General features: G+C 66.0%; 9 protein-coding genes. 7 read left to right on the top strand and 2 right to left on the bottom strand.

From position 1 onward, the window contains the following. The 7 genes from ASH04_RS23855 to ASH04_RS23825 all read left to right on the top strand — a co-directional run bounded on the left by ASH04_RS23855 (position 1) and on the right by ASH04_RS23825 (position 11,660). A complete protein-coding gene (locus ASH04_RS23855) occupies positions 1–348 on the top strand; it encodes a hypothetical protein (RefSeq protein ID WP_027497076.1) in 348 nt (115 codons plus the stop codon). After that, a complete protein-coding gene (gene nirB / locus ASH04_RS23850) occupies positions 348–2,837 on the top strand; it encodes a nitrite reductase large subunit NirB (protein WP_057474715.1) in 2,490 nt (829 codons plus the stop codon). Before ASH04_RS23855 ends, nirB begins: the two co-directional genes overlap by 1 nt. Then, positions 2,834–3,133, top strand: coding sequence for a Rieske (2Fe-2S) protein (locus ASH04_RS23845; RefSeq protein WP_048318453.1), 300 nt, complete (start codon positions 2,834–2,836; stop codon positions 3,131–3,133). The genes nirB and ASH04_RS23845 overlap by 4 nt, the downstream gene beginning before the upstream one ends. Positions 3,134–3,355: 222 nt before the next feature. Beyond that, positions 3,356–4,831, top strand: a complete 1,476-nt coding sequence (locus ASH04_RS23840; protein ID WP_310181780.1) for a TIGR02677 family protein — start codon at positions 3,356–3,358, stop codon at positions 4,829–4,831. Further along, positions 4,828–6,243: a DUF2398 family protein gene (locus ASH04_RS23835; RefSeq protein ID WP_057474714.1), complete on the top strand. Its 1,416-nt coding sequence runs from the start codon at positions 4,828–4,830 to the stop codon at positions 6,241–6,243. The genes ASH04_RS23840 and ASH04_RS23835 overlap by 4 nt, the downstream gene beginning before the upstream one ends. A 4-nt stretch (positions 6,244–6,247) precedes the next feature. Then, on the top strand, positions 6,248–10,432 hold the full coding sequence (locus tag ASH04_RS23830; RefSeq protein ID WP_057474713.1) for a TIGR02680 family protein: 4,185 nt from the start codon (positions 6,248–6,250) through the stop codon (positions 10,430–10,432). Further along, positions 10,422–11,660, top strand: coding sequence for a DUF2399 domain-containing protein (locus tag ASH04_RS23825; protein ID WP_200937360.1), 1,239 nt, complete (start codon positions 10,422–10,424; stop codon positions 11,658–11,660). Before ASH04_RS23830 ends, ASH04_RS23825 begins: the two co-directional genes overlap by 11 nt. On the opposite strand, the gene mshC is transcribed toward ASH04_RS23825, so the two are convergent. Together mshC and ASH04_RS23815 are read right to left on the bottom strand one after the other, a co-directional pair. Beyond that, complete coding sequence (gene mshC / locus ASH04_RS23820) at positions 11,657–12,898, bottom strand: cysteine--1-D-myo-inosityl 2-amino-2-deoxy-alpha-D-glucopyranoside ligase (protein ID WP_057474711.1); 1,242 nt, start codon at positions 12,896–12,898, stop codon at positions 11,657–11,659. The genes ASH04_RS23825 and mshC overlap by 4 nt on opposite strands. A gap of 24 nt (positions 12,899–12,922) precedes the next feature. Beyond that, the gene (locus ASH04_RS23815; protein WP_167328042.1) at positions 12,923–13,696 is read right to left on the bottom strand and encodes an SCO1664 family protein; all 774 of its coding nucleotides are present in this window, start codon (positions 13,694–13,696) and stop codon (positions 12,923–12,925) included. Positions 13,697–13,718: the final 22 nt, after the last annotated feature.

The raw sequence follows: 13,718 nt of genomic DNA, 5'->3' as shown, positions 1-13,718 counted from the left end.
ATGGCCAGCACACCGCGATTTCTGCAAGGCGTCTTCTCCTTCACCGGCAACGGTCTGGACAAGCCCGAGTTGATCGATCCCAGCCTGAGTTTCGTCGTCCCCGAGGGGGTGACGGCTCAGCCGCTGTACTTCCGGGGCGGTAATTCGAGCGATGAACTGGTGGTCGTGACCTTGCTGCGCGACGGCAGCCCGATGCGTATGTTCCCGATGGGGGCCAAGAGCGGCGTCAACATTCCGTTGCGGGTCGTCGAGGACGTCGATCCCGATACCGTGCTCGAGCTGGTGATCGCGGCCCCCGCCGGAACCAGCGGAGAGGTCGTCGTCGACTTCGGTCTGGTGCTGGTCTGATGCCTGCGGGAAAACAGCGATTGCTGGTGATCGGCAACGGAATGGCCGGTGCCCGGACGGTCGAACAGATCCTCGAGCGAGACGGCAGCTCGCTGTTCGACATCACGATGATCGGCGACGAACCGTACGGCAATTACAACCGCATCATGCTCTCCCACGTGCTGTCCGGTGAGGCCACCGTCGACGACGAGGATCTCGTTCTCAACCCCATGAGTTGGTACAGCGAGAACGGCGTGACGTTGCACGTGGGCGATCGAGCGGTGTCGCTCGACCGGTTCTCCAAAACGGTTGTCTGCGAAAGCGGTCGGTCCGTCGACTACGACGTACTGATCATTGCCACCGGTAGCAACACGTTCTTCCCGAACATGGACGGTCTGCGCGAGTCCGACGGCAGACTGGCACGTGGGGTGTTCGGATTCCGCACGATCGCCGACACCAACGGCATGTTGCAGATGGCGCAGTCGCGCGACGACGTGTCGGCGGTGGTGATCGGCGGCGGACTGCTCGGTCTCGAAGCAGCGTACGGACTGCGGACGCAGGGACTGGACGTGAACGTGGTGCACTCCCCCGGGCACCTGATGAACCAGCAGCTCGACGAGCGCGGTGGACGAGTCTTGCGCAACAAGATCGAGTCGCTCGGCGTCGGTGTCCACACCTCGAAGAGAACCACCTCGGTGTTGCGGTCGGACGACGGTACCGTCATCGGCGTCGGTTTCAACGACGGCACCTCGCTGGACGCCGACATGGTCGTCGTGACCGCCGGAATTCGGCCCAGTGTCGATTTCGCCCGCGCCGGCGGCCTGGTCATCGAACGCGGAATCGTCGTCGACGACCAATTACGTTGCGAGGATGAGGGTTCCATCTATGCCGTCGGCGAATGCTGTCAGCACCGCGGTGAGGTGTACGGCCTCGTCGCGCCCCTCTGGGAGCAGGCCGCTGTCCTGGCCGATGTACTCACCGGTGCCGATCCCGCTGCCGCGTACCACGGTTCGCGTCTGACGACCAAGCTCAAGGTGGCCGGCGTCGACGTCGCGTCGATGGGGATCACTGCGCCCGAGCGCGACGACGACGAATTCGTTCAGTTCTACGAACCACGCAGTGGCACGTACAAATCGGTCATCGTGCGGAACAACAAGCTCGTCGGCGCCACCCTGCTGGGCGACATCTCCAAGGCCAACTTTCTCACCCAGGCGTTCGACGAGAAGGTGCCGCTGCCCGACGAGCGCATCAGCATGCTCTTCGACATGGGAACGCCCTCTGCGGCAACAGGAGCCGCCGAACTGGCAGACGACGTTCAGGTGTGCAACTGCAACGGCGTCACCAAGGGCGCCATCGTGGCCTGCGTGCACGCCGGTGCCAAGAATCTGAGCGATGTGACTGCACAGACCCGAGCAGGCAAGGGATGTGGGTCCTGCAAGGGGTTGGTGAAAGACATCATCGCGTGCGCAGCCGGTGGCGCAGTCGAAGCGGACCCCACCGCAGACCGGTACGTGCCGTGTATCCCGATGACGAAGCCGGAACTGATCGAAGCGATCAGGTCGCGAGACCTCCGGGCAGTCTCGCAGGTGTTCACGGAGCTTGCGACCGACGGCGTCGAGGACGCCGCCGCCAAGATGCCGCTGGCGTCACTGCTGCGCACCGTCTGGGGTCCGGATTGGGTGGACGAGCGCGGCGCACTGTTCATCAACGACCGGGTGCACGCCAACATTCAGCGGGACGGCACGTTCTCGGTGGTACCGCAGATGAAGGGTGGCGTCACCACCCCGGATCAACTGCGCAAGATCGCCGACGTTGCCGACAAGTACCACGTCCCGCTGGTCAAGGTCACCGGCGGACAGCGCATCGACCTCCTCGGGATCAAGAAGGAAGACCTACCCAAGGTGTGGGGCGATCTGGACATGCCCTCCGGCTTCGCCTACGGCAAGAGCATGCGCACGGTGAAAACCTGTGTGGGCAGCGACTTCTGCCGCTTCGGTCTCGGCGACTCGACGGCTCTCGGCATCGCGCTCGAAGAGCGGTTCCAAGGGTTGGAGACTCCCGCGAAACTCAAACTCGCGGTCGCCGGCTGCCCGCGCAACTGCTCGGAGGCGCTGTGCAAGGACTTCGGCGTGGTCTCGGTCGGCGAGGACAGGTGGGAGATCTACGTCGGCGGCGCGGCCGGGGCTCACATCCGCAAGGGAGATCTGCTGGCCACCGTGACAGGAGCCGAGGAGGTGATGACAGTGGCAGGCAGATTCATCCAGCACTATCGGGAGAACGCGCAGTGGCTCGAACGGACGTACGCCTGGGTTCCGCGCGTCGGCTTGGAGGAACTGCAGAGCGTTCTGATCGACGACCGTGACGGCATCGTCGCCGGACTCGACGAGCGACTGCAAACATCGGTCGACGGCTACGTGGACCCATGGCAGGACCGCACGGCACCCAAATCGCCCGCGCAGTTCGCACCCTCGCTGCCACTGCTCCCGCTGCCACAGGTGCCGGTCCGATGAGCGTGCCGGTGGGAGCGTTGGAAGATCTGACTCCCGGCGAGGGACGGGCCTACGTCGTGGACGGTAAGCAGGTGGCGGTGTTCCTGCTCGGTGACGGTTCGGTGCGCGCGATGGACGCCGTCTGCCCGCACCGGGGCGGACCACTGGCCGACGGCCAAATCGACGGGTCCGTAGTCGTCTGCCCACTTCACCAATACGCCTTCTCTCTCGACGACGGCACCTGCCCGAGTGGAATCTCGTCGGTCCGCACCTACCCCGCGGCCGTGGTGAACGGAAAAGTGACCGTGGAGCTGTAACCGGCACGGTTGAACAACTGGCACTCCTACCCCCAGGGTCATTCCGCAGGCTCCACTCCTCCCACCAGGGTCATTCCGCAGGCTCCACTCCTCCCACCAGGGTCATTCCGCAGGCTCCACTCCTCCCACCAGGGTCATTCCGCAGGCTCCACTCCTACCCCCTACCCTGTTCCAGTGACCGAATCAGGCGAGGACGCACGGCTGGGTGCCGCGAATGCGTTCGTGGAGGAAGACCGTCTCGGTCTCTTCTCGTTCGCCGTCGCCGAGAAAAGATCCGAATACCTGGCAGTACTGCGGGCGTTCGACACCGCTCGCGCGAACTACGTGGTGTTGCTGCACTCGGGCGACGTCGCCGACCTCATCGCTCGTAGCCCCGGGCGTCACGACGCGCTGACCACACTGGACATCGCACCCCTGCTCGATCAACTCCACGCCTGGGGTCTGCTCGAACGCAGCTACGACGGCACCCGCGCCGCGACCCTCGCCGAATACCGCAACCGGCACTTCGTCTACCAGTTCGGTCAGGCCGGCTACAAGGCCTACCGCGCGGTCGAGGACGTGCTCGGTGCGCGCCTGGACGACGCCTCGCTGTCCCGGCTGGTGCTCCCCGAGCTGCTGGCCGACATGCACGAGCTGGCCGAGGCGAACCGTCAGGCCGACGGCGACCGCATCTACCGCAAGCTCAGCAGACTCGATTCGACGTTGTCGGAGATGGCGACCCGCGCCGCCCACTTCTATCTGGTGCTGGGCGACCTGGTGCGCACCACCGAGATCACGCCCGAATCGTTCTTGGCGCACAAGGATGCACTGCTCACGCACATGCGTGAGTTCAGCTCCGATCTCACCCGCTATGCCCCCAAGTTGGCGGAAGCGATCGCACTCGTCGAGAGCACCGGCATCGAGGAACTCGTCGACCGTGCCGCGATCAGCGACGAACGAGTCTTTCTCTCCGTCGACGAACGGCGAGCGGACTGGACCGACCGATGGGCCGGGTTGTCGCACTGGTTCGTCGCGGCCGAATCCGAGCTCAGCGAATCCGAGCGCCTCCGCGAGGGCACGATGAGCGCGATCGCTGCTGTGCTGTCACTGCTGCGGCGCGTCACCGAAACTCGGAAGGGCGGTGTGAGTCGCGAGAGCCAACTGCGTCACCTCGCCGGCTGGTTCGCTGCTGCCCCCACCGAGGACAGCGCACATGCTCTGTTTCACGCCGTGTTCGGCCTCGGCCGACCCCGGCACCTGTCGATGGTCCATCCCGACGCCGACATCATCCCCATGTCCCGATCATGGTGGGAGGCACCGCCGGTCGAAATCTCGCGCACGCTGGCCGAGACCGGACGCACTCCGACTCCCGGCGTTCCAGGGCGGGTACAGCGCAACGACGGCGGCATCAGACGACTGCGCGAGCAGCAACTCGAGTCGCAGCGATCACGCAGTGCCGCGGCGCAGTCGCTCGCCTCGGCCGGAATCCACGACCGCATTCTGAACGAGCAGGAAACCGAAGTGTTGCTGAGCCTGCTCAACGCCGCGTTGACTGCCCGGGTACGCGTGAGCGGACGCACCTCGGACTCGTCCGGATCGGACAGTGGCGTGCGCCTGACGCTGAGCGACAGCGACCGTTCGACGATCGTGCGCACCAGCCGTGGCCGATTGCATCTGGACCGCCTCGCCCTCGACGTCAGTGAGGTGGCCCGCCGGTGAGAGCACGTGAAATCTCCTCGCTCGCTCTGGATTCCTACCAGCGCGCTGCCCGAGTCGCGTTGTCCAACCACCTGGTCACCGCGACGTACCCCGATCGAATCGCGTTACCGCTGCTGCGCAGGTGGGCAACCGAACTGCGTGAGGATCTCCTGGAGCTGTTCGGCTACCGCTTCGAGGTCACCGAGACGACCGCGCGTCTGTTCCCCGTGATCGATCGTCTCGACGACAGTCAACCCGCGCGAACGCCGTCCGAGCGGGTGTTCGACCGCCGCAGGTACGCGTATCTGGCGCTGGCGCTTGCCGCGCTCGGTCGGGCCGGAAACCAGATCACTCTGTCCGAACTCGCCGATCACGTGGCGACGGAGTCGAGTCAGGTGGACGGCGTCGAACTCACGACCGACCGCGCGAGCGACCGAGACGCATTCGTCGACGCGATCGGATGGCTGGCCACGCGTGGTGCGATCTCGCTGGCCGACGGCGACGCCACGGGCTGGGCGAACAATCCGACGGCCGGTGAGGCCCTGTACGACATCGACCGATCGGTGGTCGTCGCGATGTTTCGGCCGCCGCGTGCCGTGCAGCACCTGCGTTCGATTCGTGGCCTGCTGGCCGGCTCGGATGCCCCGATCGATCCCGAGGATTCCGATCTCGGACACATCGAGTCCGGGCGTGAGGCAGACCCGAAGGAAACGCTGCGTGCGGTACGCCGAGCGTTGGTCGAACACCCCGTCGTCTATCTCGACGATCTCGACGGAGACGCACGCACCGCCCTGACCGCCTCGCGCACCGTCGCCGACGTCGAGTTGCTCACCGGTCTCGTTGCCGAGCGTCGCGCCGAGGGCGTGGCCCTCATCGACACCTCGGGACGGTTGTCCGACCACCGCTTTCCCAGCACCGGAACGATCGCTCAGGTGGCGTTGCTCATCGCGGGAGAAATCTCCGATCGGGTCGTGGATCCCGATGCTCCGGCACTGTCCACGTATCCGCTGCCTGCGAGCGACTTACTCGTCGAACAGCTGGACGACGCGATCCCCGGCGGCGGAATCTTCGGCGACCTGGCCGAATTCGGATTTCCCGCCGATCCGACGACGGTCGAGAACTCGGCGGAGCGCACACAGTACCCGCTGATCGAGGACAGTTGGCTGGTCTCGGTCGTCGACGATCTCGTGGACCGATTCGGTCGCACGTTCGCGGCGCAGTGGCAGACCGACCGGGACGGTCTACGCATCCGTGCGATTGCGCTGTTGCATCGACTTCGCTTGATACACAGCGTATCCGGCGGCGTGTTGGTGCTACCGGTGATCGCTCGGTACCGAGACGTGATGGTCAGCGTGCGTGACCGAGCCCCGCAGGACTCGCTCTTCGGCACCGAACAAGCCCCCAGTACCGATCCATCCGAAGTAGAGGCCTGAGTAGATGACCGCACACTCGAATCGCTTTAGGCCCACGCGCGCCGGAATCGTCAACCTGTGGGATTACCGGGATCAGGAGTTCTCTTTCGCCGACGGTCGATTGGTGCTGCGTGGTCCCAACGGATCCGGCAAGACCAAAGCGCTCGAAGTGCTGTTTCCCTTCGTCCTCGACGGCCGGATCGAGCCGCGCCGGCTCAACCCGTTCGCCGGTGAAGAACGAACGATGAAGTCCAACCTGCTCTACCGAGGGCAGGAAAGCGCACATTCGTACGTGTGGATGGAGTTCGGCCGCGGCTCGCGCGAGGACCCCGAATCGGTGACCGTCGGAATCGGTATGCGGGCGAGCCGCCACAACGACAAGGTGACCCGCTGGTACTTCGTGGCCGACGGCCGAGTGGGCGTCGACTTCTCGTTGTTGGGCTCCGACGACCGGCCGCTGACGAAGAAGCAATTGGCCGAACAACTCGGCAGCGATGCACTGACCGATCGTCCGGTCGACTACCGCGCCGCGATCGATGCCCGGATGTTCGGGCTCGGCGCGCAACGGTACGACCAGTTGATCAATTTGATTCTGACACTTCGCCGTCCGCAGTTGGCCAAGAATCTCGATCCGAAAGGGTTGTCCCAGGCGCTGACCGACGGTCTGCGTCCCCTCGACGAGCAACTGGTGCTCGAGGCAGCACGTTCCTTCAGCGACATGGAGGAAGTCGGACGCGCGCTGGAGGGACTGGCCCAAGCCGATCAGGCGGCCAGGAACTTCGTGTCGGTCTACTCCAAATACCTTCGCGTACAGACCCGTTCGGATGTCGAGCAAGTCTCGCGTCGGCTCGAAGCCGTGACGCACGCGACCACTGCGCACTTCGCCGCCGCCGCCCTGAAGGACCGGCGTCTGCTGGAACGGGCGGCCGCAGAGACGCGGTTCGACGAGGCCGAGCGTGCGCTCGATCAGGCCGTCGCAGACCGAGAAACCCTGCAGCGCTCGAGCGCGTACGAGGGCAAGCAGCAACTGGACGATCTCGCCGAATCCGCTGCGAAGCTGGAGGTCTCGACGGCGCAGCAGGCCGATCGCGCACGCAAAGCGCAAGCAGAACTGGAGCAGCGCACGGCCGAGGCAGCCCGGGCGGATTCGGCACTCCGGGACTCCGTTGCCGGAGTGACTCGCGCGGAGGACGAGCTGCAGACTGCGGCCGAGGACGCGGGCATCGTGTGGACACCGCTGCCCGGCACGGCGCGCAGTGATCAGATCAGTACCGCGCTTCGTGGGCACGCCGAGGAACGGGACGGCGACGTACGTGCAGTGCGTGAGGCGCTGGCCACCGTCGAGAAGGCGTCGACGGAACGCGCTCGCGCGGAGAAGGCCGCAACGAAGGCGCGCGAGTTGCTCGAAGCAGCCGCGGCTGCCGTCACCGAGGCCGAGGCGACGGTGGACCTGGAGAAGGCGCAGTTCGCTTCGGGCCTGCGGGCCTGGTGGTCGAGCAACTCGTCGCTCTACTCCTCCGCGGGCATCACCTCCGCTGTGTTCGAGGCCCTCGACGCAGCCCTGGCAGGCATCGGCGACGACGACGCCCCGAGCCTGGAATCCGTGCTCGCCGAGCAGACCTCGGATGGTATCGACGCGATTCGCGCCCGGCAGGCACAGGCACGCGTCGACGTGGCCGCGCGCGAGGCCGAGGTGAAGGCGCTGCGGGGCGAACTGTCCGTGGTACGAGCCGAACACGACGATGCCCCACCACCGTTCGCAGCGCGCACCGACAGCCGTGCCGATCTCTCGGGCGCACCGCTGTGGCAACTGGTTCGGTTTGCCGATGCGGTCTCCCCTACCGACGCGGCGGGCATCGAATCCGCGCTGCAGGCCGCGAACCTGCTCGACGGGTGGATTCATCCGACCGCAGACTCCCCCGTCGACGCGACGTCGGAGCAATATCTGTCGCCGCTACCGGTGGCCGCGAGGCCGACCGGTTCGACGCTCGCGTCCGTGCTGGAACCCGAGCCCGGTACTGCCGTCCAGGAATCGCGAATTCTCGATGTACTGAATTCGATTGCATTGCAGCAGGATCGAAACGACCCCTCGGACAGTTCTGTCTCGATAGGCGTCGACGGTCGGTACTGGCAGGGAGTGCAGCAGGGTCGCCACGCAAAACCGGATGCCGAGTACATCGGCGCGACGGCGCGGGCGCGTCGGCGAGAGCAGCGCATCGCCGAGCTCGGTGCTGCGATCGATTCCGCGACAGCCGAACTCGCGACCGCGACCGCCGCCGAGCTGGCGGCGCGCGAGCTGGTGCAGGCGTTGAACGCGGCCGCCAGGCAGCTCCCCCGAGTCTCGGCCATCGTGAAAGCGCAACGTGCCGTCACGGCAGCCGCAGGCGCGCTGCGCACCTCGAAAGATGCGTCTGCAGCGGCAGATCGAGAATTCGACCAGGCGATCGCCGACCTGTCCGCGAAAGAGAAACAACTGCGCTCCGTCGCCGTGGCCCATCGCACCCCGCACCTGGGCCGCGATGTCGATGCCCTCGCCGCAGCGATTCGCCATTTCGAGCATCAGGGCGCAGCGGTCATCCGTAAACGCAACGACCATGCACGCGAGACCGAGCGGGCGCGCGAGGCCACCAACCGCCTCGAGGAGGCCACCGGACTGGCCGAGGAACTCGCCGAGGAAGCCGCGATAGCCGACGAGAGCTATCGGCAACAGCTGCAGCGTCTGGAATTGCTGAGCGAGAAACTCGGTGCCACGGCCGAACAGATCAACACCGATCTCGACAACGCGCGCGATCGCATCGAGAAGTGCCGAGCCGAGCAGCGAGCAGCCCGAAAGGCGGACAAGGAAGCCGGCGAGGCGACCGGCAAGGCCGAGGGTGCATGCAACACGGCGCTCGAAAGCCTGCGCGCTGCCGTGACCGAGACCCTGGGTGATGCCGTCCGACTGGCACCGTACGCCCGCAAGGATCTGCTGCACATCCTCGGCGTGCACGAGACGTACACGTGGCCGGCCAGCGACTCGGCGTGGCTGACGGTCGAACAGATCCTGTATCGGGTTCAGCAGGCCGCCGGCCCCGACGACGACGTCCCGGTACTTCCACCGGTGGTGCTCGCGCTGCATTCGGCACTCGACACGGCGACGGCGTCGGTGAAAGTGACCGACTCGAGCCGGAAGTCGACACGAACGGCGCTGACGAGCGCACTGCAGGAGTTCGACTCGCAACTGGCCGCTTCCGGTCAGGACTACCGCCTGCAGTGGGACGCACCGGACGGGTTGACGGTGGTACGCGTGCAGGACGAGCAGGGTTATTCCTCGGTCGGAGACTTCGCCGACCGCATCGGTGCGGCCCGGGCCGACCAGGAACTGCTCTTGACCGAGCAGGAACGCCGAATTCTCGAAGACGCGCTGCTGACCGGGTTGGCGCAGCAGATTCACGAGCGCACCGTCGACGCGCGTGAGCTGATCGCGCAGATGTCCGCCGAGATGAAGCAACGCCGTATGTCCTCGGGCAATACGATCGGCGTGCACTGGGTGCTCGCGGACAACCTCGACGACGGGGCGCGGGCAGTGTCCAAGCTGCTCGACCGCGATGCCTCGGCGCTGAGCCAGGACGATCTGGCCGCGATGCGCGCACACTTCGCGTCGGAGATCAGGATCGCTCGTGCGGCGCATCCGGAACGGTCGTATCCCGAGATCCTGTCCGCGACACTGGACTATCGTCGCTGGCGGGTGTTCGCGTTCACGCTCATCAGCGGCGACGGCAACGAGGATCGTCTGACCGTCGCTCGTCACAGTGCACTCTCGGGCGGTGAGCAATCGGTGTCGCTGCATTTGCCGCTGTTCGCCGCGGCGCACGTGATGCTCTCGTCCGCCGATCCGCATTCACCGCGGCTGCTGGCGCTGGACGAGGCGTTCGCCGGTGTCGACGACAACGGTCGTAGCGAATTGCTCGGACTGAGTGTGCAATTCGACCTGGATCTGTTCATGACCGGTTACGACCTGTGGATCACCTACGCGGACGTCCCCGGTTGCGCACACTACGATTTGGCGCACTCGACCGCCGAGAACACCGTCAGCGCAGCACTTCTGGTGTGGGAGAACGGTGAATTGTTCGCCGAACACGACGGCACCGACCTCGCAGCCGCCCTCGGATCACCGTTGACCCGCCGGGTGCCGACCCGAACCGAAGGTGGGCTGGAGTTTGGCCGGTAACAGTGAGTGGCGAGGCAGCGTCGAATTGGCGGCGCTGTTGGACGCTGCGCGAAAGAAGTTGGAGTCCAACTGGCTTCGGGTCGGCGGTAACATCACCGTCGACCTGAGTGATGCGCCGGAACTGTGGCGTCTGTGCAGTGCCATCTCGAAGTCCAACTCCAGCCTGCACTCTCGGGCACGGAGCACCCGGCTCGATCTCGAGCGGTTCGACGCATGGCTGAGCCATCCGCTCAACGGCGGTATCGGTCTGATCGACACCCTCGCCGGTCAGGCCCCGTTGCAGGACAAGAAGCGCATTGCGGCCGACAAGGCTCAGGTACGCGCCGATGCGCTCGACCGGGCGCGTGCGGCGCTCGGCGGTGGTACCGATCGCGAGTGGATCGAGCACTGGATCGCGTCGTTGCTCAATCAGGACGGCACCCTCGGCGGCCGCGTCGCCGTCGACGCACTCGGGGTCGCAACGCAAGTACTGGCGCTGCTTCCGGTGGACGGGATGTCGCTCACCGAGCTGGCGGAACTGGCCACCGGTGATACCAAGGCCCTCACGGGCGGCGGTGCCGCGAAACTCGTCCTCGATGCATTGTCGTTGCGCGAGAACGTGCCTCGACCCGTCGATCCAGTGGGGATCAGAGCGCTGTGGGAAACGGCCGGAGTGTCGGTCGACGCCGTGTCGAGCCGGGTACTGGTTCTCGGCTACCGCGTCGCAGAGACCCACACGGTGGCTCGCTGGCTCAACGAAGCAGCCGACGAGGGCATGCCCTTTCCCGTCACCGTGGACATGCTCGCGCGCGGCCCTCTCACCAACAGCTCGTCGACCGTGTTCGTGTGCGAGAACGTCGCTGTGCTCGCGGCCGCAGCCCGCTCTCTCGGCTCGAACTGTGCCAGCTTGATCTGCACCGACGGTCAGCCCTCGGCCGCAGTGCATCGGCTGCTGGCTGCGCGCGCCCCCGGCACCACGATCGAATGGCGTGCCGACTTCGACTGGGCCGGAATGCACATGGTGACCCGCGCACTCGCCCGGTACGACGCGGTGCCGTGGCGAATGGACGTCGACTCGTACCGCCGCGCACTGGACGCGCGCAACTCGGAACCACTGAAGGGGCATCCCACGGACACTCCGTGGGACCCGGATCTGGCTGCTGCACTGCGTGATACGGGACGAGCGGTCATGGAAGAACGCCTGATCCCGGATCTGCTGACGGATCTACGCCTGGGGCCCGCGGACTAACGCAGCGGAACTCCGAGCAGCGCATCGACCGCATCGGCGAAAGTGCCGGGTGCGCTCGCATCCGATCCACCGCGCTCGACTGCGAAACTTGCCCACGCGTCGAGGGCGTCGAGAGCCTTGGGTGTGTCGAGGTCATCGGCCAGATGCTGACGCAGGCGGTTGACGACGTCGTCGGCCGACGCTGCGGACTCGAGCGCCGCTGCTCGACGCCACAGCGCGAGGCGGGTGTGTGCTCGCTCGAGGACCTCGTCGGACCACGGCCGATCCTGCCGGTAGTGGCCCGCGAGCAGGCCCAGCCGCACCGCGGCCGGATCGACGTTCTCTGCGCGGAGCTTCGAGACGAACACCAGGTTGCCGCGGCTCTTGGACATCTTCTCGCCGTCGAGACCGATCATTCCCGTGTGCACGTAGTGCCGGGCGAACCGAGGGTCACCGGTTGCCGCCTCGGCGTGTGCCGCCGAGAACTCGTGGTGCGGGAAGATGAGATCGCTTCCGCCGCCCTGGATGTCGAAACCGGTTCCGATGCGATTGAGTGCAATGGCAGCGCATTCGATGTGCCAGCCCGGTCGGCCGGGGCCCCACGGCGACGGCCACGACGGTTCGCCGGGACGTACCGAGCGCCACAGCAGCGCATCGAGTGAATCGCGCTTGCCCGCACGATCGGGATCTCCGCCGCGTTCGGCGAAGAACGTGTCCATGGTGGGACGGTCGTAGCCGGATTCGTAGCCGAACTGCTCGGTTGCGTCGGCACGGAAGTACACGTCGGGGTACTCGGCGTCGTCGACGACGTAGGCAGCGCCGGACGCCACCAGCTTCTCCACCAGTTCGACGACCTCCTCCACCGACTCGACGGCACCGATGTAGTCGTGCGGAGGCACGACCCGCAGAGCCTCCATGTCGGCGCGGAACAGCTCGATCTCGCGCGCACCGAGATCGCGCCAATCCTCACCGTCGCGATTCGCGCGCTCGAACAGCGGATCGTCGACATCGGTGACGTTCTGCACGTAGTGCACGTCGATACCCGCATCACGCCACAAGCGGTTGATCAGATCGAACGTCAGATACGTTGCCGCATGTCCCAGGTGGGTGGCGTCGTACGGGGTGATTCCGCAGACGTACATGCGAGCGGTCGAACCGGGGGTGACCGGACGGACCTGGCGATCTGCGGTATCGAACAACCGAAGCGCTGGACCCTGTCCTGGGATTGTCGGGATCTCCGGGCTGGACCAAGAATGCATGCAGCCGAGCCTATCCGAGCCCGTTCAGAAGGCGGGCCACGGTATCGGTCTGCTCGATCGAGGTTCCGGCATGACCGGGCGCGCGATCAGCTGCTGGGCCCGATCCAACACCGCAATGGTTTCGGCCAGCGTTATCTTGTCGACCAGCCGTGGAGCGATGACGGTGTCGAAGGTCTCGACGAACCGCACGACGTCGGCCATCAGAGCATCGTCGACCGCCTGGCCTGCCCACCCCCAGAGAACCGTGCGCAGCTTGTTCTCGGCGTGCAGGCAGATGCCGTGATCCACCCCGTAGACATAACCGTCGAGACCTTCGAGGGCATGCCCACCCTTGCGATCTGCATTGTTGAGAATGACGTCGAGAACCGCCATCCGCTGCAGGCGTGGATCGTCGGCATGGATCAGAGCGATCTCTTCGCCATCGCCGTCGTAGGCCTGCAACACCGGAATCCAGCCCGCCGGAACGAGATCGGGACGGCAGATGTCGACCAGGTCCACGCGGCCCTCGACCCGCTCCTCGGGAGTATCTATCCACTTCTGCACCATGCCGGGACCGAACGGACCGTCGCGCAGCACCGTGGGCGGAATCACGCCCCACCCGAGCGCCTCGGAGATCTCGTACGACGCCACCTCCCGCCCGGCGAGGGTGCCGTCGGGAAAGTCCCAGAGCGGCACCTCTCCGCGCACGGGTTTGTACACGCACCGCACTGCCGAGTCGCCGTCGCCCGCCTCGCACACGAGGGTGGCGTTGGACGCCGAAACCACCCGGCCGACGACAGTCAGCTCGCCGGTCTCCATGGTCTCGCGGCCCTCGAAGGGA

This window comes from Rhodococcus sp. Leaf233, assembly GCF_001426165.1.
Classification (GTDB): Bacteria; Actinomycetota; Actinomycetes; order Mycobacteriales; family Mycobacteriaceae; genus Rhodococcoides; species Rhodococcoides fascians.
The sequence above is the reverse complement of the archived record's forward strand: the minus strand, read 5'-3'. Positions and strand labels throughout refer to the sequence as shown.